Below are 26152 nucleotides of genomic sequence, written 5' to 3'. Positions count from 1 at the left end.
CGCCGGTCGACCGTCTGCCGGCGCTTCCAGAGCAACAGCAGCGGCGACGAGCCGGCGTCCCTGGGCAGCGGGCCGGACGGCACACACTGCCGTTACAGCACCTCGGACGTCACCTACTCCTGAACCTTCCTGAACCCGGAATACTCCTGAACCGGGAGCCGGACGGTGAACACCGTCCTCCCCGGTTCGCCGGCCAGCTCGATCGTGCCGCCGTGGGCCCGCACCAGTGAGCTCGCGACCGACAGCCCGAGCCCGCTGCCGCCGCGGTCGCGGCTGCGGGCCTTGTCGACGCGGTAGAAGCGGTCGAAGACCCGCTCCCGGTCGGCGGCCGGAATCCCGGGTCCCCGGTCGGTGACCCGGACCAGCGCCGCGCCGGCCGTCACGGAGGTCTCCACGCACACCTTTGTGCCGGCCGGCGTGTGCACGGCGGCGTTGGTGAGCAGGTTGTCCAGCACCTGCCGGATCCGCTGCTGATCCAGCCGCAGCCGCACCGGCCCGTCCCCGGTCGTCACCGTCAGCGGGTGGCTCGGGTGCGCGGCGCGGAAGGCGTCCGCGGCCTGCTCGACCAGCTCCACCAGGTCGGCGTCCGCGAGCCGCAGCGGGGCCTCCACCTCGGCGGCGTCCAGCCGGGCGAGCAGCAGCAGGTCGTCCAGGAGGAAGCCCATCCGGGCGGCCTCGGCGCGCAGCCGCGCCAGATGCTTCTCCCGTTCCTCGGGCGCGTTGGCGGCCGCGTACTGGAACAGGTCCGCATAGCCCCGTACCGACATCAGCGGCGTCCGCAGTTCGTGCGAGGCGTCCGCGACGAACCGGCGCAGCCGCTGCTCGGCCTCGGCGCGCACGGCGAGGGAGTCGTCGATGTGCTCCAGCATGGTGTTGAACGCCGTGCGCAGCTCCTCCACCTCCGGCCCGCCGCCTGGGCCGTCGGCCCGCAGCGGCAGCCGCGCCGCCGACTCGGTCAGATCGTGCGAGGCGATGCCGTGCGCGGTGTGCGCCATGTCGCTCAGCGGCTTCAGCCCGCGCCGCAGCATCCTCCGGCCGAACACCACCAGCGCCAGCAGGGCCAGCGCGAACGTGATCACCTGGATCGTGATCAGCTGCCGGACGGTGTCCTCGATGTCGTCCATCGGGGCGGCGCTCACCAGGACCACCCCGGGTTCGACCTCGCAGGCGCGCAGCCGGTAGGTGCCCGCGCCCCTGAGATGCGCGGTGCGCAGGAGTTCCTGGTCCGAGGAGGCCTGGGACCGGGCCAGGGCGGTGAACTCGTCGAGGTCCTTCGGCAGGTCTGCGGCGTCCTCGGGTCTGCGGAGCACGGGGGTGCCGCCCGACACGTCGTACACGGCGTAGAACCAGCGGTAGTACTTCTTTCCCTGCAGCGTGCCGTGATCCGCGATGCTCTTGGACTGGGCGAGCTGGCCGATCTGCAGCTGCTCGTTGAGCTGGGCCGACAGATAGTCCCGCATGTACGTCGTCAGGGCCGTGCCGACGACGGCGAACACGACCAGCGCCAGGGCGCCCAGGCCCAGCGCCAGCCGGGTGCCCAGACGGAGCCTGCGGTACGTCTGCCGGAGCCGGCGGATCACTCGGCGGCCCGCCGGATCACGTATCCGAAGCCCCGGACGGTGTGGATCAGCGGGGAGCCGGTGTCGTCGAGCTTGCGGCGCAGCCGGCTGACGACCAGCTCGACGACGTTGGAGCGGCCGCCGAAGCCGTACTCCCACACATGGTCGAGGATCTGCGCCTTGGTGAGCACGGTCGGCGACTTGCGCATCAGATAGCGCAGCACCTCGTACTCGGTCGGAGTCAGCGTCAGCAGTTTCCCGCCGCGCCGCACCTCACGGGTGTCCTCGTCCATCGTCAGGTCCGCCACCCGCAGCACCGACCGCTGGAAACCGGGCCCGGCGGTGCGCCGCAGCACCGTCCGCAGCCTGGCCATCAGCTCCTCCACGGCGAACGGCTTGACCAGATAGTCGTCACCGCCCCGGGTGAGCCCCGCCACCCGGTCGGATATCCCGTCCCGCGCGGTGAGGAACACCACCGGCACCATCGTCCCCGAACCGCGCAGCCGGTCCAGGATGCCGAAGCCGTCGATGTCCGGCAGCATCAGATCCAGCACGACGATGTCCGGATGGAACTCGGCGGCGCGGCGCAGTGCCTCGTCGCCGGAGTTCGCCGTAACCGCCTCCCACCCCTCGTAGCGGGCGACCGTGGCGACGAGGTCGGCGATGGGCGGGTCGTCGTCCACGACCAGGAGCCGTACTTTTTCCACCCGTTCATAGTGCGCCAACCGTTCTCCCATGCCAGACCAGGTGACCACCCCCGCCCACATCGATATCCACTTGAAAGTCGTACGACAGGAATTCGACAGCTCCCGCCAGCGAAGCTCGGAGTCCTTAAGGCCCCGATCAAGGAGTTGCCTTCCGTGACGACAGTCCAGTCACCTCCCGCGCCCACCGCGGCGCTGCGCCCCAAGGTGGTGGCCCGCACCGGTCTGTACGCCGTGCTGGCCGCAAACGTGGCCGTGGTCACCGTCTTCTTCGTCCAGGCAGGGTTCGCCTCCAACGCGCTGATCGTCCTGGGCCGGCTGGCCGGGCTGTACGGCGCCCTCCTCATGGCCTTCCAACTGCTGCTGGTGGCCCGGCTGCCCTGGCTCGACCGCCGGATCGGCATGGACCGGCTGACCCTGTGGCACCGCTGGGCCGGCTTCTCACTGCTGTGGACCCTGCTGGCCCACGCGGTGTTCATCACCTTCGGTTACGCCGACTCCTCGGGCCTGGACCCGGTGAACCAGCTGATCGACCTGACCGAGACCGTCGAGGGCGTGCTGCGCGCGGTCGTCGCGCTGGCGCTGATCATCGTGATCGGCCTGGTCTCGGCGCGGTTCGCCCGACGTCGGCTGGCCTACGAGACCTGGCACTTCATCCACCTCTACACCTACATCGCCGTCGTCCTGGCCTTCTCGCACCAGGTGGCGGTCGGTACGACCTTCGTCGCCTCGCCGACGGCCACCGCGTATTGGTGGACCCTGTGGGCCGTCGCGCTCGGCTCGGTCGCCCTGGGCCGCGTGCTGCTGCCGCTGTGGCGGAACTACCGGCACCAACTGCGCGTCTCGGCCGTCGTCCCCGAGAACGACAACGTCGTCTCGGTCTACGTCACCGGCCGCGACCTCGACCGGCTGCCCGCGCGGGCCGGCCAGTTCTTCCTGTGGCGGTTCCTCACCCGCGGCCGCTGGTGGCAGGCCAACCCGTTCTCCCTGTCGGCGGCCCCGGACGGCCGCACCCTGCGCCTGACCGCCAAGGCAGCCGGCGACGGCACCGCCGCCCTGCGCCATCTGAAGGTCGGCACCCGGGTCTTCGCCGAAGGCCCCTACGGCGCCTTCACCACCATGCACCGCACCCGCCCCGACGCCCTGCTCATAGCCGGCGGCGTCGGCGTCACCCCCATCCGGGCCCTGCTGGAGGAGCTGCACGGCCACGCCGTGGTGATCTACCGCGTGTCCAGCGACCGGGACGCCGTCCTCTACGACGAGCTGCGCGACCTCGCCCGGGCCAAGGGCGCCGAACTGTATCTGGTCACCGGCCCGGTCGCCCCGGACAAACTGGCGCCCGGCGAGCTGGCCCGGCTGGTCCCGGACGTGGCCGACCGCGACGTCTACGTCTGCGGTCCGCCCGGTATGACGGCCACGGTGCTGCGCAGCCTGCGCGAGCTCGGCGTACCCAAGCCGCAGATCCACTTCGAACGCTTCAGCCTGGCCGGATGACGGGGACGAGGTACCTACCGTGAAACGAGCACTTCCTGTCCTGGTCCTGACCGTCGCCGGACTGATCCCCGTCTGGCGGTACGTGCCCTCGGACGGCACGACCACCACCGAGGCCGCCCAGCCGGCCGCGACACCCTCCGCGGCCTCCACCGCGGGCTCCCCGGACACCTCGGCCCAGATCGTCGTCGCGGGCTCCACCGTCAACACGGAGAAGGGCGCCGTGCAGGTGGAGGTGACCTTCGAGGACGACGCGATCACCGCGATCCGGATGCTGAAGCAGCCGAACCACCCGCAGACCACGGCCGCCGTGCCGACGCTGATCGAGGAGACGCTGCAGGCGCAGAGCGCGGACATCGACGCGGTGTCCGGCGCGACGATCACCAGCGAGGGCTACAAGGAGTCCCTGCAGGCCGCCATCGACGCGAAGGGCGCCTGACATGCAGCGGGTCGAGCACGTGATGGGCTTCCCCGTCTCCCTGCGGATCGACGACGAGCACGTCCCCGCCGGGCTCACCGACGCCGTCTTCGCGTGGCTGCGCGAGGTCGACGAACGGTTCAGCCCCTTCAAGGACGACAGCGAGGTGTCCCGCCTCGACCGGGGCGAGATCGCCCTCGGCGAGGTCAGCGCCGACCTCGCCGAGGTGCTCGACCTGTGCGAGCAGTACCGCCTCGCCACCGGCGGCGCCTTCGACGCCCGCCTGCCCGGCCGCGGCCTCGACCCGTGCGCCGTGGTCAAGGGCTGGTCGGTGCAGCGGGCGGCGGAGCTGCTCACGGCCGCGGGCGTACGGCGGTACTGCCTGAACGCCGGGGGCGACGTGGTCGTCGCGGGCGGGCCATGGCGGGTGGGCGTACGGCACCCCGACCACGCCGACCGGGTGTGCACGGTCCTGGAACTTGACCACGGGGCAGTCGCGACGTCCGCGCTGTACGAGCGGGGCGAGCACATCGTCGACGGGCGCACCGGACGTCCGGCGACCGGCCTGATCAGCGTCACCGTCGTGGCCCCGACCCTGACGGAGGCGGACACCGCGGCCACCGCGGCGTTCGCGATGGGCGCGGAGGGCGTCGCCTGGGCGGCCGGACGGGAGGGCTGCGAGGTGTACGCCGTGGACGCCCGGCGGCGGGTGCGGCGTACGGCCGGGCTGCCCATGGCGGCATGACCGTCGGGGGGGGACTGCAACCGGTCAGCACGCGACGCAATCCGTCGAAGTCCTGCAACACAACCGGTCTAGACTCTCCCCGCAACGGCCCGCCGCCATGGCGAGAGCGGGCAGCGACGGCCAAACCCGAAGGGCGTTCGGCGTTTTGATACGGATAGATTCAGTCACCAAGCGGTACCCGGACGGCACGGTGGCGGTCGACCGCCTGTCACTGGAGATACCGGACCGTTCGATCACGGTCCTCGTCGGGCCGTCGGGGTGCGGCAAGACCACCACCCTGCGGATGATCAACCGGATGGTCGAGCCGAGCGAGGGCCGCATCCTCCTCGACGATGTCGACATCATGCAGCAGCCGGTGAACACACTGCGCCGGTCCATGGGTTACGTCATCCAGAACGCCGGCCTCTTCCAGCACCGCACGATCGTCGACAACATCGCCACCGTGCCCCGCATGCTCGGCTGGGGCAAGGACAAGGCTCGCTCCCGGGCCCGGGAGTTGATGGAACGGGTCGGCCTGGACGCCTCCCTCGCCAAGCGGTACCCCTACCAGCTGTCCGGCGGACAGCAGCAACGCGTCGGCGTGGCCCGGGCGTTGGCGGCCGACCCGCCCGTGCTGCTCATGGACGAGCCGTTCTCCGCCGTCGACCCCGTGGTCCGCAAGGGCCTGCAGGACGAACTCCTGCGGATCCAGGATGAGTTGGGCAAGACCATCGTCTTCGTCACCCATGACATCGACGAGGCCGTCAAGCTCGGCACCATGGTCGCCGTGATGCGCACCGGCGGCCGGCTCGCCCAGTTCGCGCCGCCCTCCGAGCTGCTGTCCCACCCCGCGGACGCCTTCGTCGAGGACTTTCTCGGCGCCGACCGCGGCATCCGGCGCCTGTCCTTCTTCCCGTCCGCCGGGCTGGAGTTGCTCACCGCGCCGATCGTCGCCGTCGACGCCACGGCCGAGCAGATCGCCGCGCGCGACACGACGGACGTCCCCTATCTCCTCGTGACGGACCTGGACGGCAAGCCCCTCGGCTGGAGCGAGCCGCGGGAGCTGGCCGCCGGGAACATCGCGGTGGACCAACTCCTGCCGTACGGGCGGCCGTTCGTGGCAGGCACGGAATCGCTGCGGGCCGCGCTCGACTGCGCCGTCCTCTCGCCCACCGGCTGGGCCGTCGCCGTGGACGGCGAGGGCCGGGCGGCCGGGGTCGTCTCCCAGCAGACCATCGGTGAGGCGATCCGTGGCGCCCACGCCGAGCGACGGGCCGACGGGACGGCCGAGACGGCCCAGAAGGTCGCGCGATGAACGAACTCTTCGACATGCCCAGCGACATCCAGCAGGGTTACTTCGGCGTGGTCGCACTGCACCTGCGCGAAGCACTGCTTCCGGTGCTGGCCGGGCTGCTCGTGGCGCTGCCCGTCGCCCAGCTGTGCGTGCGGCTGCGCTGGCTGTACCCGCCCGTGCTGTGGGTGACGACCGTGCTGTACGCGATCCCGTCGCTCGCCTTCTTCGTCGTCCTCATCGACTACACCGGCCTGAGCGAGCTCACGGTGATGATCCCGCTGGCCGTCTACAGCCTGGTGGTGCTGGTCCCGGCGATCGTGGACGGTGTGCGGTCGGTGCCGCAGGAGACGCTGGCCGCCGCCACCGCCATGGGCTTCGGGCCCGTACGACGCTATGTCCAGGTGCAGTTGCCGATCGCGGCGCCCGCGATCATCGCCGGGTTGCGGGTGGCGTCGGTGTCGAGCATCTCGCTGGTCAGCGTCGGCATGCTGATCGGCAACGAGGGAGCCCTCGGCAACCTGCTCAACAGCGGCATGATCTACCACCAGGAGCGGCTGATCTGGCTCTCCGTGGTGGGCACGGCCGTCCTCGCCATCCTTGTGGACGCCGCACTGATCGTCCTGCGGGTGCTGGTGACGCCCTGGATGCCGCGCGGCGCCCGGAAGAACACGCGCACGACCGCAGTGCAGGAGGCCGCCCGGTGAACGTCCTGAACCACATCGACGCCTTCTTCAGTGACAGCGCCCACTGGCAGGGCTACGACGGCATCCCGACGCGCGTCGTCGAGCACATCGAGTACACGCTGCTGGCGCTCGGCATCGCCGCCGCCGTCGGACTGCCGATCGGCCTGCTCACCGGGCACACCGGACGCGGCGGCAACACGCTCGCCCTGGTCGCCACCGCCGCCCGTGCGCTGCCCAGCTTCGGTCTGATGGTGCTGATGTTCGTGCTGCTCGGCCTGGGCATGGCCCCGGTGATGATCCCCCTGGTCGTGCTCGCCGTCCCGCCCATCCTGGTCACCACCTACGAGGCGATGCGCTCCGTGGACCCCGCGCCGGTGGACGCCGCTCGCGGCATGGGCATGGCCGAGGCCGGGGTCCTGTTCCGGGTCGAACTGCCGGTGGCCCTGCCGCTGATCCTGAGCGGACTGCGCTCGGCGGCCATCCAGATCGTCTCGACGGCCACCATCGCCGCGTACGTCAGCTTCGGCGGCATCGGCCGCTACATCATCGACGGCCTCTACCAGCAGAACTACGAGAAGGTCGTGGGCGGCGCCACCCTGGTCGCCGGGATGGCGCTGGCCACGCTCGCGGTGTTCTGGGCCATCGCCCGCCTCGCGGTGTCGCCCGGCGTGCGCCGCAGCAGCTGAGTCACCCCTCGGTGCGGGCCAGCGCCAGCTCCAGCACGACGAGCAGCGCGTCCCGCACCGAGCCGCGCTCCCGAGCGTCGAACACGATCACCGGGACGTGCTCGGCGACGTCCAGTGCCCAGCGGACCTCCTCCAGGGCGTGCTCGACCTGACCGTCGAAGGCGTTGATCGCCACGGCGAACGGGATCTGCCGGTGCTCGAAGTAGTCCACGGCGGCATAGCAGTCGTCGAGTCGGCGGGTGTCGACGATGACGAGCGCGCCGACCGCCCCCTCGACGATGTCGTCCCACATGAAGCCGAACCGGTCCTGACCGGGCGTGCCGAACAGATACAGCTTCAGCGTGGGATCGATGGTGATGCAGCCGAAGTCCATCGCGACCGTGGTCGTGGTCTTGCGCGGGGTGTGGGAGAGGTCGTCCACCCCCGCCGCGACCTCGGTGATGGCGGCCTCGGTGATCAGCGGCTCGATCTCGGAGATGGCGCCGACGGTGGTGGTCTTGCCCACGCCGAAGCCGCCCGCGATCACCATCTTCACCGGCAGCGGCGGCCGTACGGCCCGCTGCGCGGCCGCGCCGACGGTGAGCGGTTCAGTCGGTGTCACGGAGTACCCCCCGGGAGTCGGGGATGGCGCGGAGGCCATCGATAACCCTTCGCAGGACGGACGCGTCGTGGATGACGGCGGCGTTCGGCACATACACCGCCAGATGTCCGGCGGTGCGCAGGTCCTCGGCGAGGACCCGGACGACGTTGAGATGCAGCCGCAGCCGGGCCGCGATCTCGGCGATGGACTGCGGCTGCTTGCAGGCGGCAACGATGTCGTGCTGCTCGAAGGACAGCCGGTCGAGCGCGTCGAGCCCCTCGGCGGTGGCGATGACCTGGGTCTCGACCGGGATCGTCCGGCCGGACGCGGCCTCGCCCGCGCCCGCCACCCGGCCGGCGGTGACGAGGAACGGCCGTACGGCGGGGACGTGTCCGGCCGGGTCGGGGCCCGGGGGCGTCAAGCCGTCCGCCATGGGGTGTCTTCCTCCTCGACCGGGCGGTGACCGGTCAGCCCGTCGACGGGACGCCGACGCTGTTCTTCAGTTCGAGCACGAGCTGGGGGCTGAGCGCGGCACCGGCGCGGTTGGCGAACAGCGTCATCTCGTAGGCGATGTTGCCCAGTTTGGCCTCCTTGTCGGCGACCACGCCGAGCACGGCGCCGCTGCCGATCGCGGAGACCAGGACATGGCCGCCCTCCAGGTCGATGATGACCTTGTTGAGAGCGCCCAGGCCGTAGTTGCCGGAGGCGCCGGCGGCGAGGCTGGTGAGGCCGGAGACGATCGCCGCCAGCCGCTCGGAGTGGGCCCGCTCCCGCAGCTGTGCCACGGCGATGAGCAGGCCGTCGGAGGACACCGCGATGGCGTCGACAACGCCCGCGGTCTCGGTCGCGAAACGGTTGAGCAGCCATGTGAAGTCGGCTGCGGCGGCCCGCAGTTCGTCCGGCGTGGAGTCTCCCGTGGGAGTGCCACCTGTCGACGTGCTCACTGCTCCGCTCCTTCCGGGAGGTGGTTCTGGTCGTGCGAGTCGCTGGGTTCGCGGGTTCGGTCTGGAGCGCGGCTGTTGCCGCCGCCCTCGTTCGGGGTGTCGCTGTCGCGGTGGGCGCGTTCCACGGCCGCCTCGAACTCCTCCAGGGCGCTGCGGACCGCTTCCGCGTCGGCGGGGGCGGCTGCCGGACGGGCGGCCGTCTGCCGGTCGGCCTCGGCGGTCGTACGGAGCGTGGCGCCCCGGACGCGGCGGCGCAGCGGGCGGGAGCCGTCCGGGGCCGTCTCGGTGCGGGCCTTCGGGATCAGCGGTTTGTCGTCGCCGACCGCGGGTTCGCGCCGGGGGACACGGCGGGGGAGCGGGGTGGGGTCGTCCGCGGGGGCGTCGTGCTGCGGACGTGCGGTGTCCCCTGCGGCGTCCACCGGGTCCCCCGGTACGGCGGCTGAGGGCCGCGGCCCGGCTGCCGGAGCCGGGACGGTCGCCGTCCGCGCACCCGCGCGGTCCTCCGCCGTACCGCCGGAGGCCGGCGCGCTCATCGTGAGCAGCAGCGACGAGGGGATCGTCACCTCGGCCGTCACACCGCCCCCGGGCGTACGGGACAGGGTCACGCCGATCTCCCAGCGGCGGGCCAGGTTGCCCACCACGAACAGGCCGAGCACCTTCGTCGGTACCAGGTCGAGCCGCTCGCGCCGGATCAGCCGGGCGTTCTCCTCGGCCAGCCGCTCGGCGCTCATGCCCAGCCCGTGGTCGGCGACGGTGATCGTCGCACCGGAGTCGCCGCCGCGCACGGTCACCTCGACGGGGCTGCCGGCCGGGGAGAACGACACGGCGTTCTCCAGGAGTTCGGCCACCATCAGCGTCAGGTCGCCGACGATGTCCGGCTCCACCACGATCTCGGTACCGGCGTGCAGTTCGACCCGCTGGTAGCCCTCGATCTGGCCGAGCGCGGCCCGTACGACGTTGGTGAGCGCGGTCGGCCCGGAGTCCAGGACGGTCTCGCGGATACCGGCGAGCAGCATCAGGCTGTCCGCGTTGCGGCGCAGGCGGACCGCGATGTGGTCGATGCGGTAGAGGCGTTCGAGGAGAGCGGGGTCGGTCTCGCCCCGCTCGACGGCGTCGATGAGGGCGAGCTGCCGGGTCGTGAGGTTGCTGACCCGCCGGCCGACGTTGCCGAACATCTCGGCGACGTTGCGCCGGCTGAGCACCTGGCGCTCCAGCAGGGCGGCCGCGGTGGTCTGCACATGGTTGAAGGCCTCGGCGAGATCGCCGATCTCGTCCTTCGCCGTGACCGGGATCTCGCGCAGCCGGGGTGGCGCGTCGTCCTCGGCGTCGTCGTCGGCCACCCGGTCGAGCTCGCGGCCGGCGACGTCGGCGACCTGCCGGGCGGCCCCCGTGAGGGCCTGCACCGGACGGACCACCGAGCGGCGCACCGCCACCGAGAAGGCGCCCCAGAGGACGAAGCCGAGCAGGGCCAGGCTCAGCAGCCAGGCCGCGTTCCACAGGGCGTCGGTGGACGCCTCGTCGGCGCGGTCGGCGATCTGGTCGATGAGCGAGGCGGTGATCTTCAGCCGGCTCTCCGACTGCTCGCGGTAGGCCGGGTAGGCGGACAGGGCGAGGGTGAGCTTCGCCCGGGTCACGGCCGGCGACTCGGACTGCAGCGAGCTGGGGTCGATCTGCAGCTCGGCGTACTGCCGCAGGATGGTCGCCTGCGCGGGGCTGTGCTCGATGCCGCGCAGTTCCTCCGCCTGCTCGTCGGTGGCGAACCGGCCGAAGCGCTCGGCCTGGTGGTGGTACAGCTCGTACGCCCCGACCGCGCTGATGAACTCGATGAGCGCGTTGGAGTCGCCGGTCGTCGCCGAGAACACCGAGGTCTCGAAGGAACTGTGCGCGGCGTCGGCGCGCAGCAGGGAGTCCAGCAGGTTGCCGGTGAAGGTGGCCGCGAGGGCCGTGTTGCGGTCCAGGCCGAGGCCGTCGATCAGGCCCTTGGAGGCGTTGGTGTACGCCGGGTCGATGTTGTCGGCGGGCAGATAGCCCTGCTCGATCGTCCGTCGCAGGTTGCCCAGGCCGCTGACCTCGCGCAGCGCCTGCGCCTCGGTGTCCGGCAGCCGGTCGCCGAAGGTGCTGCGCACCTTGTCGACCTGGACGTCGACCGCCTCCTGGGCCTCGCGGTAGTCGGACAGCTGGGCCTTGATGCCGCTGCCGCCCGCCTCGTGCCGCACGGACAGCAGGATGGCCCGCTGGTGCTCGGTCTCCACCCGCTCGACCAGCTCGGCGACCTGCGCGCTGCTGCGCACGAGCCGAGCCGCGTCCGCCGCCGTCCGCGCCTGGCTCACCTGGTCGGAGATGAGGTAGCCGAGCAGTACGGCCAGCCCGGCGAGCGGCACTCCGACCAGCACGTTGAGCTTGCGGCGGAACGGCCAGCGGTCGGCGAAGCCCCGTATGCCACCCCTCGCTGCGGCTTCGCTCCGCTCGTACGTGGACACCAGGCCTCCTTCGTGGGGTGTCGCACGGCGCGCGAAGAACGCGCGTGTCCGTTCGCGTTTCGTTTTGATCGGCTCCGGCTGGTGTACACCGACACCGGTGCGGTCTGTGTCGCCGCTGTGACCGGAGAGCAACTCCGGTGAGACTATCGCCTCTTGGGTGGTGTGATCGTGCCACTCCAAGTCAAGAATCCGTTACAACCCGCTCCGCTTGAGGAGGCGTTCGTTCTCGGTTCCTTCACAACAGGTCACTCATCGAAGCCAATTGGTGACCTGGGCGCTCTTGACTGATCGAGAACTCGCTGGATTGGATCGGCGGGTGCGGTGTGTCCGCACCCGTACGCCGCACGCACCCGCACGTCCCGCCAACGCCAAGCTTCCCCACCACATCCTCAGCCCGGAACGGGAATTGTGACTTCTACCGTGAAGAGCAGCTGGTCCAGAACACGTCACCGCGGCGCGGCCGCCGTCGCCCTCGCCGTCGCGGCAGCGCTGGTCGCGGGCTGCGGCTCGTCCTCCGACGACGAGTCCGACAACCCGCTCTCGGAGGGCAAGGCGGACGGCGACACCGTCGTCGTCGGTTCCAACAACTTCGCCGAGAGCATCCTCCTCGCCGACATCTACGGCGAAGCCCTGAAGGCCAAGGGCATCAAGGTCGAGTACAAGCCGAACATCGGCAGCCGTGAGACCACCTACGGCCTGCTCAAGAACGGTTCCATCGCCGTTCTGCCCGAGTACAACGGCTCGCTCCTGGCCTACCTCGACCCCGACGCGGAACAGAAGTCGGCCGAGTCCGTGAACGCCGCGGTCAAGTCCAAGCTGGACTCCAAGCTGACCCTGCTGGAGTCGGCGCCGGCCGAGGACAAGGACTCCGTGTCCATCAACGCGGAGACCGCGAAGAAGTACGACCTCACCGCGCAGTCCACGCTCGCGGACCTGAAGGACATCGCCCCGGAACTGGTCATCGGCGGCTCGCCCGAGTTCCAGACCCGGCACCAGGGCCTTGTCGGGCTGGAGAAGGAATACGGCCTGAAGTTCAAGTCCTTCAAGGCTCTCGACGCCGGCGGCCCGCTCACCCAGGCCGCGCTGACCAAGAACACCGTGCAGGCCGCGGACATCTTCACCACCGACCCGACCATCACCAAGGAGAAGTTCGTCGTCCTGCAGGACCCGAAGAACCTCTTCGGGTTCGCCAACGTGACCCCGCTGGTCTACAAGAGCGGGCTCTCGCAGGAGGGCATCGACGCGCTCAACGCGGTCTCCGCCAAGCTCGACACCAAGACGCTGCTCGACCTGGACTCCCAGGTGCAGCTGGAGAACAAGGACCCGCTGGACGTGGCCAAGGCCTGGCTGAAGTCCGTCGGCCTGAACTGACCAACACCGGGCTGCTCCGCCTCGCCGTGCCCCGCGCCGCCCTCGGGCCCGCGGGGCACGCCTGGTGCATGGCCGACCGGCCCTCACTGCACAGCGGTTCACCGCCGCCGTAGCCGCAGGGCCAGAGCCGCGCCGCCGGCGAGGGCCAGCACAGTGGCGGCGCCGCCCGCCAGCAGGGGTGCCGAGGGGCGGAGGGGCGTCGGTCGGCCCGCCCGGTCGTCATGTGCGGAACGCCGGGAGGTGGTCTCGCACCCAGTGCCGGTAGGTGCGGGCGGGACGGCCGAGGAGCGCTGCGACCGTCGGGTCCACGTGCCCCTTCGTCCCGTCCCGACCCCGCCTCGCGCTCTCCAGCAGGGCGTGGGCCACGGGCGCGGGGTAGCGGGCCAGGAGTCCGCCCAGTGCCTGGTCCTCCGCCAACTCTGCGAAGGTCAACGGCCGTTCCAGCAACTCCGCAAGGACCGCCGTCTGTTCCACGGGACTCACCGCCGCGGGACCGGTGAGCGCGTACGCCCGCTCCGCGTGGTCCTCCGGGGCCGTCAGTGCCCGTACCGCGACGTCGGCGATGTCCCGTGGATCCACCGTCGCGTTCGCCGCGGTGCCGTACAGGGCGCGCACCGTGCCGTCCTCGCGGATCGGCCGGGCCCAGCTCAGGGTGTTGGACATGAAGGCACGCGGCCGCAGCAGGGTCCACGACAGACTCGAGGCGCGCAGCAGCCGCTCGTTCTCCCGCTGCCACCGAGTGATCAGATCGGTGGCCCCGGGGTCGGTCACCGCCTGGGCCGAGAGCTTCACCACATGATCGACGCCCGCTGCCTCGGCGGCAGTCAGGAAGTTCTCGTCGTGGGTGTGTGTGAGGGGGTTCGCGGTGACGAGCAGCGCGGACCGCACGCCGGTCAGCGCCGCGCGCAGCGCGCCGGGGTCGTCGAGGTCCCCGGACACCACCTCGGTGTGCGGGCGCACGAGCGCGGCGGCGCGGTGCGCGGTGCGGGTCAGCAGGCGTACGGGCTCGGTGTGGGGCAGGCGTTCGGCCACCAGCCGTCCGACGGTTCCGGTCGCCCCGGTCAGCAGGATCACGACGCGGGAAGGTCGAGCGAGGCGAGGACGCGGGCACCGCGGTCGGCCTTGCTGTCGAGGCCCAGGAGCAGCCCCGGCACGGCGATGCTCGGCAGGATGTGGCCCCACAGCACGGACAGCCGATGCCCGAGGTCGGCCCGGCCGCTCAGCGCCCGCGACATCAGCTGCAGGCCCGCGAAACCGCCGACCAGCAGGTCGACCGTGTCCCGCGGCTCCACCGTGGGCAGCAACTCACCCCGCTCGCGCGCCTGTTCCATGAGCACCATCAGACGCTCGCCCCACTGCCGGAACGGCCCGCTGTGATCGACACCGGAGGGTGTCGCCTGGTCCACTGTCAGCCGTACGCTCCCCCGCAACAGGGGGTTGGTCAGCAGTCGTTCGCCGACCACGAAGGTCATGTCGATGATCTCCTGCAGTCTGCAGGGCTGTTGGGGGACCGCCCCGAACGGCACCTGCTCGTCGAGAACCGCCTGGGCGAGGGACTCCTTGGAGGGGAAGTGGAAGTACAGCGCGCCCTTGGTGACTTCGGCCCGCTCCAGCACCATGGCGATGGTGGTGGAGGTGTAGCCGTGTTCGTCGAAGACCGCGCCGGCGGCTTCCAGGATCGCCCTGCGTGTTCTGATGGCGCGCTCCTGTTTCGCCATGAGAGACCCTCCCCGGCGCCCCCGTTGGCCGGTTCTGGCCGTGGGCGCCACGATCGTGCCGGAACTGCCCCGATCATAGAGTGCTACGGAGTGATCTCATTGAAAACAAACCGGTCGCCTCGTATTCTGGCGCTCACTCGCAGCGGATGGTTCACCGTCCGCCTGGCCTTCGGGGGACCGTAGGAGAGACATGCCTCAACCGCTTGCCGAGACTCCGACCCTGATGGCGACCGTTCCCCGGCAGTTCGTCCACCGCGCGGCCGTCGCCGAGACCTTCCTCACCGGCTGGAACCGCAGCGGCGCCGACCGTTTCTCGGTGGCCGCCCAATGGCCGCGCGCTCACGGGTTACACGTGTCGTCCGACCGTTCCGCGTATGAGCCACTGCTCGTCGTGGAGACGATCCGCCAGGCCGGAACCCTGATCACGCACACCGAGTACGACGTGCCCCTGGGGTACCACTTCGTGCTCCAGCAGTTCGAAGTAGACACGTTTCCCGAGCACTTGACGGTCGGCCCGATACCGGCCGAACCGCTCGTCGAGCTCGACTTCTTCGACGTGCGGTACCGCGGCGGCCGCCCGGCCGGTGCCCGCTACACCGCCGAGGTACTGCTCGACGGTGCCCAAGTGGCCTCCGCCCGCGTCGCCTTCACCTGCGTCGGCGACTCCGTCTACCGCAGGTTGCGCGGCGGCCGTACCCCGGACACCGTGTCCCCGCCGCCCGTACCGCCCGGACTGCCGGCCGACGCCGTGGGCCGCGCCCTGCCCGCGGATGTCGTGCTGGCGCCGACGGAACACGACGACCGCTGGCAGCTGCGGATAGATACCGCGCATCCCGTTTTCTTCGACCACCCCCTCGACCACGCACCAGGCATGCTCCTGCTGGAGGCGGCCCGCCAGGCGGCCTGGGTGCGAGCGGCGAAGGCCGGCTCGCCCGCCTCCTTCCACGCCGTCTTCCATCGCTACGCCGAACTGGACGAACCCGTCTGGATCGAGGCCGTGGAAGAGCGGGACACCGGGATACGGATCGTTGCGACACAGGGGGAGTCGACGGTCTTCGAGTGCCTCGTGGGAGCCGTCGCCGGGTGCGCTATCGTGTGAACAGGGAGAAACAAACGGCGTAACCCGTTTTTATTTCAGGGGAGTCCAGCCGATGGCGAGGCAGTTGCGAGCTGAACAGACCCGCGCGACGATCATCACGGCCGCCGCCGATCTGTTCGACCGTCACGGCTACGAGTCGACCAGCCTGAGCGACATCGTCGAGCACGCCCAAGTCACCAAGGGCGCCCTGTACTTCCACTTCGCGGCGAAGGAAGACCTGGCCCACGCCATCATGGAAATCCAGTCGCAGGCCTCGCGGCAGCTCGCCCGCGAGGTGGACGGCCGGGACTGCGCGTCGCTCGAAGCCCTGATACGCATCACCTTCGGCCTCACCCGGCTCACCGTCGAGGGTCCGGTCGCCCGAGCAGGCCTCCGGCTCGCCACCGGCGGAGTGGGGGTGCGGCCACCGATGCAGCATCCCTTCACCGAGTGGCTGGAGATCGTCTCGCGCAAACTGCTCGGCGCCGTCAAGGAGTCCGACATCCACCCCGACGTGGACGTCGACGTCGTCGCCCACTCGGTCGTCAGCTTCTTCGTCGGTATACGTGTCACCGGCCGCACCCTGGAATCCCTGCTCCGGCTGCCCCGCCGGGTGACCGAGATGTGGTACGTCCTCATCCGCGGACTCGTGCCCGTGACCAGGCGCCCGCGCTATCTCGGCCTCGCCGTACAGCTGGAGCGGGAGATCAGAACGGCATGAGCGGCGCGGTACGGTGAGCCGCATGCCCGCCTCCGCGCCCCTGATCCTCGGCAACGAACCCGGCTCCTTCCCGCACAGCGTGCTGGCCGAACGCCATCCCGCGATCATCCGGCAGGTGCGGGAGGCCTTCCCGTACGGCCCCGACCGCCGGCGCGCGCTCGACGCGCTGCTCGCGAGCTGCACCAAGGGCGTGATCGAACCGCTCCCCGCCGACGCGCACGACCGGGACCGCTGGGCCGCCTGGGGGCTCGACACCTACGCCGGGCGTTCCTGGTTCGACGTACCCTGGCTGTGGTCAGAGAGTTACTTCTACCGCCAACTCCTTGAATCTGTCGGATACTTCGCCCCCGGCCCCTGGCAGGGCATCGACCCCTTCCGCCCCGACAAGCTCGCCGAGCTCGACGCCCCGCAGACGGACGAGGAACTCGCAGCGCTCGACGCCCTGGAGGACCGCCCGGCCGGCGAACGGGACCGGGCCCTGTTGCACGGCTCGCTCTGGGGCAACCGCGCAGACCTGGGCTTCCGGCTGTCCGCCGGCGGAGCCGACACCTCGGCTGCCGTCCCCGGCCTGGTCGCCGACGACAGCGAGACCCTGTGGTCGCTGCTCCCGCCCTCCGGCGCGGGCACCCTGTGCCTGATCGCCGACAACTCCGGCCGCGAGCTCGTCCCCGACCTGCTCCTCATCGCGCATCTGCTCGCCGAGGGCCGCGTCGAGCGGGCGGTCCTGCACGTCAAGCCGCACCCGTACTACGTCTCCGACGCGACCCCGGCCGATGTGCTCGACGCGCTGCGCCGGCTGACGGTGGCGCCGGGCGCGGCCCGCGGCTACGGGCGGCGGCTGTGGGCGGCGCTGATCGACGGCCGTCTCACGGTGCGGGCCCATCCCTTCTCCTGCGGCCCGCTGCCGTACGCCGAGATGCCCGACGACCTGCGCGCGGAGTTCGCCGCCGCCACGGTGACGATCGTCAAGGGCGACCTCAACTACCGCCGCCTCGTGGGCGACCGGCTGTGGCCCCCGACCACGCCGTTCCCCGACGTCACCGGCTGCTTCCCCGGCCCGGTCGCCGCTCTGCGCACCCTGAAGTCCGACGTGATCTGCGGCCTCGACGCCGGTACCGAGGCCGCGCTGGACGCTGCGGAAGGCCCGCGCTGGCGGGTCGGCGGCACGCATGCCCTGATCCAGGCCAGGGCATGAGGCCGCGTCAGGTCGTGTGCCCGGGCCATGGCCGGTGGGCGGTGGCCCGGGAAGGGCGCGCGGACCGACGATGTCGCGCCCGGTACACCGGAGCGGCGGTAGCCCCTCGCGCGACCGCACTGTTCCGGCGCCGGCAGCGGTAACCGGCTCAGCCCAGGCGTACGTCCTGCCACACCAACCGGTGGTCCGACGTCGGGACCGGCCAGCCGCTGCCGACGAGGCGGTACAGCGGGTCGTCGGACGTCGGCCAGAACACACCGTTCGAGACCGGCGTCAGCCCCTTGGAGGGGATGACGTAGTCCACCCGGAGGTTGCCGGGCGCGGTGTCGGAGAAGTCGGCCGTGTCGTAGGCCGGGTTGCCGGTGTGCGCGGTGTTGGCACCGCCCTGGAGCCGCGCGGCCTCCACACCGCCCGCGCTCGAGGGTGGCGTGGCCGGCAGATTCACCGCGGGGTGGTCGAGCAACTGCCGAATGGCGTCGCCGTAGCTGTCCCCGTCGTACGGATCGGCGTTCTGGTCACCGGCGATGACGAAGCGCGCACCGGGCCGCAGCCCGCCGCGTACGCCCTTGTCGTCGTACAGGTAGGACAGCGCCTGCGCCCGCCGATGTAGTCCGCCCACAGCCGGATCTCGTCGTGGTTGCGCCGGCCGTTGCGGTCCTCGACGCCGTCGAAGGTGGGCGGCGTCGGGTGCGAGACGAGGAAGTGCACGGTCTCGTGGCCGATGCGGACCGGCACGTCCCAGTGGCTCTTGGAGGACAACCGGAAGACCGCCTCGGCCTCGTCGCTGTAGTAGTCCTTCGGGAGGAGGTTGTCCGGCATGTCCTTCCACAGGAAGCGCTGGAAGGTGCGCACCGCGCGCGTGTCGATGGGGTACTTGGAGAGCACGAGCATGCCGTACTGGCCGGGGAACCAGCCGTACCCGAAGGCGTCCTGGCCGTACGCGTCCGAACCGGGCGTCGTGACCGCGCCGCCCCGCCCGTCGAAGTCGACCCCGGAGGCGACGCCCGTGTTGACCGGGCCCGTGTAGTGGTACCGGTAGTGGACCGGGCGGGCGCCGTTCTGGCTCATGGCCAGGTAGTCGCGCCGGAACAGGCGCGCCGCCGTGCCGTCGGCGTCGTAGTCGAACTCGTTGATCAGCAGGACGTCCGGGTCGACCCGCTGGATGGTCTCGGCGGCATTGCGCGCCTGCACGTCGTCCGCAGCGGACAGGTCGGTGACGAGCGCGCCCTGAGTGTCGCGGTTCAGCGAGGCGTTGAACGTGGCGAACCGCACCGTCCGCCGGGGACCGGTAGCCGACGCCGGGAACGCCGCGGTACCGGCCAGCGCCGCCCCGGCGAGCGAGGCGAGCGCGGCGCGGCGGGAGAGGTCTCTAGGGTGGTCCATCGGGACTCCGGGAGGTCGGGGACATGTGAATTTCCGTAGTCTGCGCGCGTAGAGATGAACGCCACAAGTCCCGTCGAGAACTCCCGGATTCACCCCCGATTCATCTCGAACGAAGTCGATTCACCTTGAGTCTTGCGAGGGTGTCCCGGCGTTCACGCCGGGGAGGAATCGCATCCCGTGACGGCGGCGCGGAGCGTCGCCGTGTCCGGCCTCCCGGGGCGCGGAGCGCCCGCAATACCCCGGCGGAGCCGCCGGGGGGAAGCGAACGTGTGTGCCCGTGTTCGCTGGTTGTGGTGACTGTGGCGTGATGAGGGCACGGGTGTGCGGGTGTCGCACGTACGGTCTCCTCGCGGAAGTCGGGGTGAGCGGGTGTGGCGGGGATGATGGCGTGCCGGTGGTGAGGGAGGCCGGGGAGGGCGGGCATGCCCGGTACACGTACCGGCTGCGCGTGTCGTCGACCGCCCGCACGCGGTTACTGGCGGAGTGGGACCGGTGCCGGTGGGTGTGGAACGAGTGCGTGGCCAAGTCCAGGGCCGTGCACGCGCACAACACGGCGCACCCCGAGGACAGGCTGACGTGCGGCCCGGCCCGGCTCGACAGGATGCTGACCGAGGCCCGCGAGCGCACCCCGTGGCTGCGCGCGGGCAGTTCGGTGCCGCAGCAGCAGACCATCCGGGACTTCGGCAAGGCCCGCGCCAAGGCGCAGAAGGACATCAAGGAGCGCCTGCCCCTCAGGCAGCGGGCCGGGATGCCCGGGTGGAAGAAGAAGCGCGAGAGCGACCCGACGCTGAACTACACCCGGCGCGGCTTCCGTCTGAAGGGCGGCCGCCTGCACCTCGCCGGGAACATCGTGCTGACCGTGGTGTGGTCGCGGGCCCTGCCCGCTGCCCCGTCCAGCGTGCGCGTGTACTGCGACAGCGTCGGCCACTGGTGGACCTCCTTCGTCGTGCCCGTCGAAGTCCAGCCGCTGCCGGAGACCGGCCAGGTGATCGGCGTGGACTGGGGCGTGAAGGAGACCGCGACCACCACGAGCGACGCCCACGACCTCCCGCACGCCGAGCACGGCCGGAAGGCCCAGGCGAAGCTGTCGCGGTACGACCGGATGATGGCCCGCCGCAAGCCCGCCAAGGGTCAGGCGGCCTCCAGGGGCTACCGCGCGGCCAGGCACCTGCGCGCCAAGGCGCACCAGAAGGTGGCCCGGCAGCGGCAGGACACCGGCCGTAAATGGGCCAAACGCGTCGTATGTGACCACGACGCCATCGCGGTGGAGGACTTCCGGCCGAAGTTCCTCGCCGGGACGTCGATGGCGCGCAAGGCGGCCGACGCCGCGATCGGCGCCACCAAGAAGGCTCTGCTGGAGATGGGCCGCAAGCACGGGCGCGACGTCCGCCTGGTGCATCCCGCGCACACCACCATGGACTGCGCATCGTGCGGAGCGAGAACCAAGCACGCACTGCCGCTGTCGGAACGCACCTACACCTGCACCGCATGCGGAGCCGTGTCCCCCAGGGACAAGAACTCCGCCCGCGTGATGCTCGTCCGGGCTGGTCTCAACCCGGCTGGTGCCGAGGGCGTAAGACCTCCGGGAGCGCCGCTCCAGGAGGCAGCCTGAGCCAGGAATCCCCCTCGTTCACGAGGGGGAGGATTCAAGCGATGGTGTGATCATGCCCGGGCCTACGGATGCCCCCGGTAGGCCACGGGTAGAGCCCGGCCATGACGCAACAGCCCTTCGAACTCCCGCACTTCTACATGCCGTATCCCGCGCGGCTGAACCCACATGTCGACAAGGCCCGGGCCCACTCGACCGTGTGGGCGCGCGAGATGGGCATGCTCGAGGGTTCCGGGATCTGGGAACAGTCCGACCTCGACGCGCATGACTACGGCCTGCTCTGTGCCTACACCCACCCCGACTGTGACGGACCCGCCCTCTCCCTCATCACCGACTGGTACGTGTGGGTTTTCTTCTTCGACGACCACTTTCTGGAGATCTTCAAGCGCACCCAGGACCGCGCCGGCGGCAAGGCCTACCTGGACCGGCTGCCCCTGTTCATGCCGATGGACCTGTCGACCGAGGTGCCCGAGCCGCAGAACCCGGTCGAGGCGGGCCTCGCCGACCTGTGGGCGCGCACGGTGCCCGCCATGTCCGTCGACTGGCGGCGGCGGTTCGCCGTGGCCACCGAGCACCTGCTGAACGAGTCCTTGTGGGAGCTGTCCAACATCAACGAGGGCCGGATCGCCAACCCCGTCGAATACGTCGAGATGCGCCGCAAGGTCGGCGGCGCGCCCTGGTCGTCGGGGCTGGTGGAGTACGCGACGGCCGAAGTGCCCGCGTCCGTCGCCGGGTCGAGGCCGCTCAGGGTGCTGATGGAGACGTTCTCCGACGCGGTGCACCTGCGCAACGACCTGTTCTCCTACCAGCGTGAGGTGGAGGACGAGGGGGAACTCAGCAACGGCGTGCTCGTCCTGGAGACCTTCTTCGGCTGCACCACCCAGGAGGCCGCCGACACCGTCAACGACATCCTCACCTCCCGGCTGCACCAGTTCGAGCACACCGCCCTCACCGAAGTGCCCGCACTGGCCCTGGAGAAGGGCCTCACCCCCGAGGAGGTCGCCGCGGTCGCCGCGTACACCAAGGGGTTGCAGGACTGGCAGTCCGGTGGCCACGAATGGCATATGCGCTCCAGCCGGTACATGAACGAACGCGCCCGCGCCACCTCGCCCTGGCAGGGTCTGACCGGCCCCGGCACGTCCGCCGCCGACGTCGGCGCGCTGCTCGCCACGGCCGGCGCCGAGCGTCTTCGCGCCTATACGCACGTGCCGTTCCAGAAGGTCGGCCCGTCCCTGCTGCCCGACTTCCACATGCCCTTCCAGGTGGAGCTCAGCCCGCACCTGGACGACGCCCGCCACCGCCTCACCGGCTGGGTGCAGCGCATGGGCATCCTCCAGGAGGGCGTCTGGGATCTGGACAAGCTCCGCGCCTACGACCTCGCTCTGTGCTCGGCGGGCCTCGACCCGGACGCGACCCCCGAGGCCCTCGACCTCAGCGCGCAGTGGCTCGCCTGGGGCACGTACGGCGACGACTACTACCCGCTGGTCTACGGCCACCGCCGCGACCTGGCCGCCGCCCGTCTCACCACGGCACGCCTGTCCGCCTGCATGCCCGTCGACGGCGAGGAGGCCCCGGTCCCGGCCAACGCCATGGAGCGCGGACTGATCGACCTGTGGGCCCGGACGACGGCGGGGATGACCTCCGAGCAACGGTGCACCCTGAAGTCCGCGGTGGACGTCATGACCCAGAGCTGGGTGTGGGAGCTGTCCAACCAGCTCCAGAACCGCATCCCCGACCCGGTCGACTACCTGGAGATGCGGCGCGAGACCTTCGGCGCCGACCTCACCATGAGCCTGTGCCGGATGGGCCACGGCCCCGCCGTACCGCTGGAGGTCTACCGCAGCGGCTCCGTCCGCTCCCTGGAGAACGCCGCCGTCGACTACGCCTGCCTGCTCAACGACGTCTTCTCCTACCAGAAGGAGATCGAGTACGAAGGTGAGATCCACAACGCGATCCTTGTCGTCCAGAACTTCTTCGGCTGCGACTACCCGGCCGCGCTGGGCGTCGTCCACGACCTGATGACCCAGCGCATGCAGCAGTTCCAGCACGTGGCCGCGCAGGAACTGCCCGTCGTGTACGACGACTTCGACCTCTCGGACGAGGCGCGCGCGATCATGCAGGGCTATGTGGTCGATCTGCAGAACTGGATGGCGGGCATCCTGAACTGGCACCGGGAGGTCGACCGTTACAAGGCCGACTGGCTGGCCCGGCGCGCCCACGGCTTCCTCCCGGACCGGCCGCCCGCCCTGCCGGTCAGCTGACCTCCCGTACCCGCTCCGCGGTCTGTTCGGCGAGCTCCCGGACGCCGTTCGCGGCGTTCTCCGAGAGCTCGCCGAGTATCGCGTCGGCGGCGGTGAGGACCGTACGAGCGTCCGCGGGAAGGCCTGCGTCGGCCAGGGCGCGGGTGAGGGCGTAGTGCTCCTCGGCGATGAAGCGGCCGAGGTTCACGCCGCGCCAGTGCCGGAAGGAGTCGTCCCCCGGGTCCGCCAGGATGTCCCTCAGGGATCTCAACGTGCTGGCGGCGTAAGGAAGTTGCCCGGAACCGCGTTCCAGGCGGGCCTGGGTCAGGCGGGCCGAGACGCGGTCCCACGCCGTGTCCTGCAGGGTGGCGTAGAGGCGCTGGGCGCGCAGCGCCTGGAGGAGGTCGCCCGCCCTCTCCAATTCGCGGGCGAGCGAGCTGAGCCGCGATGTCTCCAGCCGTTTCGGATCCCCGGCCCGCCGGAGTGTGCCCTGGTCCATGACGATCTCGTCGAGCCTGCGGATCAGTGCGACCCGGGCGATTTCCGTCATGCCCTGGTCCAGGGCCAGTTCGGTCCAGGTGCACAGCGGCTCGTCGGCGGGGTCCGTACCGAACAGCGAGTCGTCCAGTTCCTGGGCCCAGCGCAGCAACTCGGCGGCCCCCGCTCCTGGTTGGGGAATCTCGCTCAGACCGCAGTGCGTGTCATAGTCCGTCTCGCGGACCTCATGCAGCAACGGCAGATCCGAGACATCGCCCCGCAGCCCCACCAGCACGGCCGCGAGCCGTAGTTCGTCGGTCATCGACGAGGACGCCTCGTGCCGCATCAGATGTCGCAGCAGGCCATGGTCGCCCTCGACGCGGTCGAACTGCGCGGCCCGCAGAGCGAGTCGGCGACGTACGGGATCCTCGGGCACCGCGTCCCACACCGCCCGGTCGCCCGCCCGCAGCAGGGCCAGGTCGGCACGTCCCTGCGCGAGCACCGGCTCCCACAGCGGGGGCCGCGGATGGCGGTCGAGCAGGTCGTACGCGCACAATTCCTCCCCGTTGAGCAGCAGGAAGTCGGGCTCGGTGCGCAGCAGGGCGGCATGCAGCAGGCCCACCAGCTCGACGGGGGAGCGCTCGGGCAGGCCCAGTGCGGTGCGGAGTTCGGCCCGCTCCGCATCGATGGAGTAGTCCTCGCGGATCTCGTCCTCGATCTCCGCGATCCGCGCGAGGATCGTCTTCTCGCCGTCCTCGGGCGACAGATCCATGTAGTCGTGCCAGCCGGGCAGACCGATCAGTATCTCCAGCGCTTCGTCCACGCTGGAGCCGATGATCCCCGCCGAGCCCTCGGAGTCCGCGTACAGCACGGAGCCGTCGGCGCACACGAAATAGGTGCCGCCCGTGTCGTCCCCGGCCACCGCCTCCAGCGGTCCGCCCGAGGCCAGGCGGACCGGCTCGACGTGGTCGTGGTCGGCGCGGGCCAGGTCGAAGTTGAAGGGGAACGTGGCCAGTTCGGCCAGCCGGGCGTCCTGCCTGAGGAGCCACAAGGCATGATCGGTCATGTCACAGAACGTAACAGCGACCACTGACAACGGGACGTGCCGCCCGGCTCACACGGGCTGACGCATGTGCTCCACCGCGGCCCGGGCCAGCGCGCGGACCATCGGATGCGGGCGCGAGCCGTCGCCGGACAGTTCCGGCTGGAAGAGCGAGGCCAGAAAGAAGGGGTGGCCCGGGAGTTCGGCGATCCGGACGTGGCCGTCCTCGTCGTGGCCGGAGAAGCGCAGCCCGTGGGCACGCAGGGTGTCGAGGTGGCGGGTGGGACCGTACGCGCAGAAGTAGCGCTCGACCGTCCGCTCGGAGCCGATCACGGACTGGGCGAGCGAGCCCGGCTCGATCGTCACGACGGCTTCGTGGCCGACGAGCGAACAGGCCAGCGGCTCGATGAGCGGGTCCGCGGCGGCGGGGTCGTTCTCCGCGTGCGCCACGCGCGTCAGACCGCAGACGTCACGGGCGTACTCGAGGAGGGCGTGCTGGAACCCGCCGCACGTGCCCAGGAACGGAATGCCCTCCACCCGCGCGGTGCGGATCGCCGTGAGCACACCGGCCTCGCTGCGGTACGGGCTGCCCGGCAGCACCCACACCGCGTCGAAGCCGCGTACGGCGTCGGGGTCCTCGGCGTCCTCGGAGGGGATCCAGTAGGCGTCGAGGACGAGCCGGTCGCGTTCCGTGAGGGCGTCGAGGAGAAGGGGGATACGAGTGTGCGAGGCGACGTTGGGGGAGCGGTCGCCGACCAGGGCCAGGCGGGCTGCTGTGTTCGTCATGGCTGTCATCCTGCGTTCGACCCGAGGTTCACGTCCAACGATGATTTCTGCACGGTCGATAAGCGTTGCTGATGCAGTGGGATCCTGAGGGGCATGGACCCGCACCTCCTGCGTACGTATGTCACCGTCGCCCGCGTCGCCTCGTTCTCCGAGGCCGCGCGGGAACTCGGCTACACCCAGTCGGCGGTCTCCCAGCACATCGCGGCGCTCGAACAGGACCTGGGGGCTCCGCTGCTCACCCGCCGTCCCGTCGCCCCCACGGCGGCCGGCGAGCGACTCCTCGAACACGCGGGTCCGTTGCTGTTGCGCCTGGACGCGGCGCGCGCGGACGTCGTACGGATGGCGGCCGCTCCCGCGCACGGCCTGACACTCGCCGCCGCGCCGACCGCGCTCGGGCCGCGGATCCTGGCCGCGCTCCCGGCCGCGGGGGTGACCCTGCGGGTGCTGTCGCGGGACGGAATTCCGGCGACCGTCGCCACCGGCGCCGCGGACCTCGGCCTAGTCGACGGCCTCGCCGCCCCCAGCGATCCGCTGCGGCTGCCCGACGTGGCGCCGCTGACCACGTACGGCGTGGGGGAGGAGCCCGTGTGCGTCCTCCTTCCCACCACGCAGCCGCTGGCCCGGCGCTCCGGCCTGCGCCTGGGCGACCTCGCCGACGCCCGCTGGCTCGACGCCCCCGACGCAGGGCTGCCGCTGGCCCACCTCCGGGCCGCGAACGGTGGCCATGGCTTCCGCCCGTCCTTGCGCTACGACGGCACGGACGTCCGCACCCTCACCGCCCTGGCCGCCGCGGGCCATGGCCTGACCCTGCTGCCCCGCTCGGCGGGAGAGGCGGTGGCGGGCACGGTCGCCGTCCCGGTCACCGAGCCGCGGGTCGTCCACCGCACGGAGCTGGTGCACGCGGGCTCGCCGCGGGGAGCGGCGGCAGCGGTCGTGGAGGCGTTGACCGCACGGGGGTGAGCCACTATG

Annotated in this window: 24 protein-coding genes and 1 pseudogene; 13 read left to right on the top strand and 12 right to left on the bottom strand. The window is 71.0% G+C overall.

From position 1 onward, the window contains the following. Positions 1-113: 113 nt before the first annotated feature. Positions 114-1580, bottom strand: coding sequence for a sensor histidine kinase (locus tag ACKTSN_RS10960; RefSeq protein ID WP_409468930.1), 1467 nt, complete (start codon positions 1578-1580; stop codon positions 114-116). Beyond that, on the bottom strand, positions 1577-2296 hold the full coding sequence (locus ACKTSN_RS10955; RefSeq protein ID WP_409468929.1) for a response regulator transcription factor: 720 nt from the start codon (positions 2294-2296) through the stop codon (positions 1577-1579). The genes ACKTSN_RS10960 and ACKTSN_RS10955 overlap by 4 nt, the downstream gene beginning before the upstream one ends. Positions 2297-2419: 123 nt before the next feature. On the opposite strand from ACKTSN_RS10955, the gene ACKTSN_RS10950 reads away from it, so the two are divergent. The 6 genes from ACKTSN_RS10950 (at position 2420) to ACKTSN_RS10925 (ending at position 7559) form a co-directional block, all read left to right on the top strand. Next, positions 2420-3757, top strand: a complete 1338-nt coding sequence (locus tag ACKTSN_RS10950; RefSeq protein ID WP_409468928.1) for a ferredoxin reductase family protein — start codon at positions 2420-2422, stop codon at positions 3755-3757. Positions 3758-3776: 19 nt separating this feature from the next. Further along, entirely contained in the window at positions 3777-4193 is a 417-nt protein-coding gene (locus tag ACKTSN_RS10945) for an FMN-binding protein (RefSeq protein WP_409468927.1), read from the top strand. 1 nt (position 4194) lies between these two features. Next, positions 4195-4917 carry an FAD:protein FMN transferase gene (locus tag ACKTSN_RS10940; RefSeq protein WP_409468926.1) on the top strand — a complete coding sequence of 241 codons (723 nt, stop codon included), beginning with the start codon at positions 4195-4197 and terminating at the stop codon, positions 4915-4917. A 145-nt stretch (positions 4918-5062) separates the two neighbouring features. After that, positions 5063-6211, top strand: coding sequence for an ABC transporter ATP-binding protein (locus tag ACKTSN_RS10935; RefSeq protein ID WP_409468925.1), 1149 nt, complete (start codon positions 5063-5065; stop codon positions 6209-6211). Next, positions 6208-6894, top strand: a complete 687-nt coding sequence (locus ACKTSN_RS10930) for an ABC transporter permease (RefSeq protein ID WP_409468924.1) — start codon at positions 6208-6210, stop codon at positions 6892-6894. Before ACKTSN_RS10935 ends, ACKTSN_RS10930 begins: the two co-directional genes overlap by 4 nt. Next, positions 6891-7559 carry an ABC transporter permease gene (locus ACKTSN_RS10925; RefSeq protein WP_409468923.1) on the top strand — a complete coding sequence of 223 codons (669 nt, stop codon included), beginning with the start codon at positions 6891-6893 and terminating at the stop codon, positions 7557-7559. The genes ACKTSN_RS10930 and ACKTSN_RS10925 overlap by 4 nt, the downstream gene beginning before the upstream one ends. A 1-nt stretch (position 7560) precedes the next feature. Here the strand turns inward: ACKTSN_RS10925 and ACKTSN_RS10920 are convergent, their stop codons facing one another. The 4 genes from ACKTSN_RS10920 to ACKTSN_RS10905 are packed head-to-tail and all read right to left on the bottom strand — an operon-like array spanning position 7561 to position 11563. Continuing rightward, positions 7561-8160, bottom strand: a complete 600-nt coding sequence (locus ACKTSN_RS10920; protein WP_409468922.1) for a GTP-binding protein — start codon at positions 8158-8160, stop codon at positions 7561-7563. Continuing rightward, positions 8147-8572 carry a DUF742 domain-containing protein gene (locus ACKTSN_RS10915; RefSeq protein WP_409468921.1) on the bottom strand — a complete coding sequence of 142 codons (426 nt, stop codon included), beginning with the start codon at positions 8570-8572 and terminating at the stop codon, positions 8147-8149. The genes ACKTSN_RS10920 and ACKTSN_RS10915 overlap by 14 nt, the downstream gene beginning before the upstream one ends. Before the next feature lie 34 nt (positions 8573-8606). Beyond that, positions 8607-9083 carry a roadblock/LC7 domain-containing protein gene (locus ACKTSN_RS10910; RefSeq protein ID WP_224738375.1) on the bottom strand — a complete coding sequence of 159 codons (477 nt, stop codon included), beginning with the start codon at positions 9081-9083 and terminating at the stop codon, positions 8607-8609. Next, positions 9080-11563 carry a sensor histidine kinase gene (locus ACKTSN_RS10905; protein WP_409468920.1) on the bottom strand — a complete coding sequence of 828 codons (2484 nt, stop codon included), beginning with the start codon at positions 11561-11563 and terminating at the stop codon, positions 9080-9082. Before ACKTSN_RS10905 ends, ACKTSN_RS10910 begins: the two co-directional genes overlap by 4 nt. A 408-nt stretch (positions 11564-11971) precedes the next feature. Between ACKTSN_RS10905 and ACKTSN_RS10900 the strand changes: the two genes are divergently transcribed. Then, entirely contained in the window at positions 11972-12934 is a 963-nt protein-coding gene (locus ACKTSN_RS10900; RefSeq protein WP_224734949.1) for an ABC transporter substrate-binding protein, read from the top strand. A 219-nt stretch (positions 12935-13153) separates the two neighbouring features. Here the strand turns inward: ACKTSN_RS10900 and ACKTSN_RS10895 are convergent, their stop codons facing one another. Both ACKTSN_RS10895 and ACKTSN_RS10890 read right to left on the bottom strand, forming a co-directional pair. Beyond that, on the bottom strand, positions 13154-14008 hold the full coding sequence (locus tag ACKTSN_RS10895; protein ID WP_409468919.1) for an NAD(P)H-binding protein: 855 nt from the start codon (positions 14006-14008) through the stop codon (positions 13154-13156). Further along, on the bottom strand, positions 14005-14652 hold the full coding sequence (locus ACKTSN_RS10890) for a ScbR family autoregulator-binding transcription factor (RefSeq protein ID WP_409468918.1): 648 nt from the start codon (positions 14650-14652) through the stop codon (positions 14005-14007). The genes ACKTSN_RS10895 and ACKTSN_RS10890 overlap by 4 nt, the downstream gene beginning before the upstream one ends. A gap of 190 nt (positions 14653-14842) precedes the next feature. Between ACKTSN_RS10890 and ACKTSN_RS10885 the strand changes: the two genes are divergently transcribed. The 3 genes from ACKTSN_RS10885 to ACKTSN_RS10875 are packed head-to-tail and all read left to right on the top strand — an operon-like array spanning position 14843 to position 17646. Further along, positions 14843-15751, top strand: coding sequence for a ScbA/BarX family gamma-butyrolactone biosynthesis protein (locus ACKTSN_RS10885; RefSeq protein ID WP_409468917.1), 909 nt, complete (start codon positions 14843-14845; stop codon positions 15749-15751). Positions 15752-15803: 52 nt separating this feature from the next. Then, positions 15804-16451, top strand: coding sequence for a ScbR family autoregulator-binding transcription factor (locus tag ACKTSN_RS10880; protein WP_409468916.1), 648 nt, complete (start codon positions 15804-15806; stop codon positions 16449-16451). A 22-nt stretch (positions 16452-16473) separates the two neighbouring features. After that, positions 16474-17646, top strand: a complete 1173-nt coding sequence (locus ACKTSN_RS10875; protein WP_409468915.1) for a damage-control phosphatase ARMT1 family protein — start codon at positions 16474-16476, stop codon at positions 17644-17646. 148 nt (positions 17647-17794) lie between these two features. Here the strand turns inward: ACKTSN_RS10875 and ACKTSN_RS10870 are convergent, their stop codons facing one another. Further along, positions 17795-18265, bottom strand: coding sequence for an endonuclease/exonuclease/phosphatase family protein (locus tag ACKTSN_RS10870; protein ID WP_409468914.1), 471 nt, complete (start codon positions 18263-18265; stop codon positions 17795-17797). Between the two features lie 131 nt (positions 18266-18396). Next, positions 18397-19029 (bottom strand): annotated as a pseudogene (locus ACKTSN_RS10865) (endonuclease/exonuclease/phosphatase family protein); the annotation flags it as partial. 397 nt (positions 19030-19426) lie between these two features. On the opposite strand from ACKTSN_RS10865, the gene ACKTSN_RS10860 reads away from it, so the two are divergent. After that, a complete protein-coding gene (locus ACKTSN_RS10860) occupies positions 19427-20641 on the top strand; it encodes an RNA-guided endonuclease InsQ/TnpB family protein (protein WP_409474797.1) in 1215 nt (404 codons plus the stop codon). Between the two features lie 101 nt (positions 20642-20742). Next, positions 20743-22899, top strand: a complete 2157-nt coding sequence (gene cyc2, locus ACKTSN_RS10855) for a germacradienol/geosmin synthase Cyc2 (protein WP_409468913.1) — start codon at positions 20743-20745, stop codon at positions 22897-22899. On the opposite strand, the gene ACKTSN_RS10850 is transcribed toward cyc2, so the two are convergent. Together ACKTSN_RS10850 and ACKTSN_RS10845 are read right to left on the bottom strand one after the other, a co-directional pair. Further along, positions 22892-24421 carry a hypothetical protein gene (locus ACKTSN_RS10850; protein WP_409468912.1) on the bottom strand — a complete coding sequence of 510 codons (1530 nt, stop codon included), beginning with the start codon at positions 24419-24421 and terminating at the stop codon, positions 22892-22894. The two genes, cyc2 and ACKTSN_RS10850, sit on opposite strands and share 8 nt — an antisense overlap. 48 nt (positions 24422-24469) lie before the next feature. Next, entirely contained in the window at positions 24470-25183 is a 714-nt protein-coding gene (locus ACKTSN_RS10845; protein WP_409468911.1) for a CTP synthase C-terminal region-related (seleno)protein, read from the bottom strand. A gap of 93 nt (positions 25184-25276) precedes the next feature. On the opposite strand from ACKTSN_RS10845, the gene ACKTSN_RS10840 reads away from it, so the two are divergent. Further along, complete coding sequence (locus ACKTSN_RS10840) at positions 25277-26143, top strand: LysR family transcriptional regulator (protein WP_409468910.1); 867 nt, start codon at positions 25277-25279, stop codon at positions 26141-26143. The last annotated feature ends 9 nt before the right edge of the window (positions 26144-26152 follow it).

Source organism: Streptomyces flavusporus (genome assembly GCF_046267975.1).
GTDB classification, from domain to species: domain Bacteria; phylum Actinomycetota; class Actinomycetes; order Streptomycetales; family Streptomycetaceae; genus Streptomyces; species Streptomyces flavusporus.
This window is presented reverse-complemented; position numbering and strand designations above follow the sequence as displayed.

Excerpts from the sequence above, each read along its gene's own strand:
- ACKTSN_RS10845 (WP_409468911.1), bottom strand. The coding sequence starts at position 25,183 with ATGACGAACACAGCAGCCCGCCTGGCCCTGGTCGGCGACCGCTCCCCC.
- ACKTSN_RS10885 (WP_409468917.1), top strand. The coding sequence starts at position 14,843 with ATGCCTCAACCGCTTGCCGAGACTCCGACCCTGATGGCGACCGTTCCC.
- ACKTSN_RS10915 (WP_409468921.1), bottom strand. The coding sequence starts at position 8,572 with ATGGCGGACGGCTTGACGCCCCCGGGCCCCGACCCGGCCGGACACGTC.
- ACKTSN_RS10955 (WP_409468929.1), bottom strand. The coding sequence starts at position 2,296 with ATGGGAGAACGGTTGGCGCACTATGAACGGGTGGAAAAAGTACGGCTC.
- ACKTSN_RS10940 (WP_409468926.1), top strand. The coding sequence starts at position 4,195 with ATGCAGCGGGTCGAGCACGTGATGGGCTTCCCCGTCTCCCTGCGGATC.
- ACKTSN_RS10930 (WP_409468924.1), top strand. The coding sequence starts at position 6,208 with ATGAACGAACTCTTCGACATGCCCAGCGACATCCAGCAGGGTTACTTC.
- ACKTSN_RS10890 (WP_409468918.1), bottom strand. The coding sequence starts at position 14,652 with ATGGCGAAACAGGAGCGCGCCATCAGAACACGCAGGGCGATCCTGGAA.
- ACKTSN_RS10875 (WP_409468915.1), top strand. The coding sequence starts at position 16,474 with ATGCCCGCCTCCGCGCCCCTGATCCTCGGCAACGAACCCGGCTCCTTC.
- ACKTSN_RS10840 (WP_409468910.1), top strand. The coding sequence starts at position 25,277 with ATGGACCCGCACCTCCTGCGTACGTATGTCACCGTCGCCCGCGTCGCC.
- cyc2 (WP_409468913.1), top strand. The coding sequence starts at position 20,743 with ATGACGCAACAGCCCTTCGAACTCCCGCACTTCTACATGCCGTATCCC.
- ACKTSN_RS10850 (WP_409468912.1), bottom strand. The coding sequence starts at position 24,421 with ATGACCGATCATGCCTTGTGGCTCCTCAGGCAGGACGCCCGGCTGGCC.
- ACKTSN_RS10880 (WP_409468916.1), top strand. The coding sequence starts at position 15,804 with ATGGCGAGGCAGTTGCGAGCTGAACAGACCCGCGCGACGATCATCACG.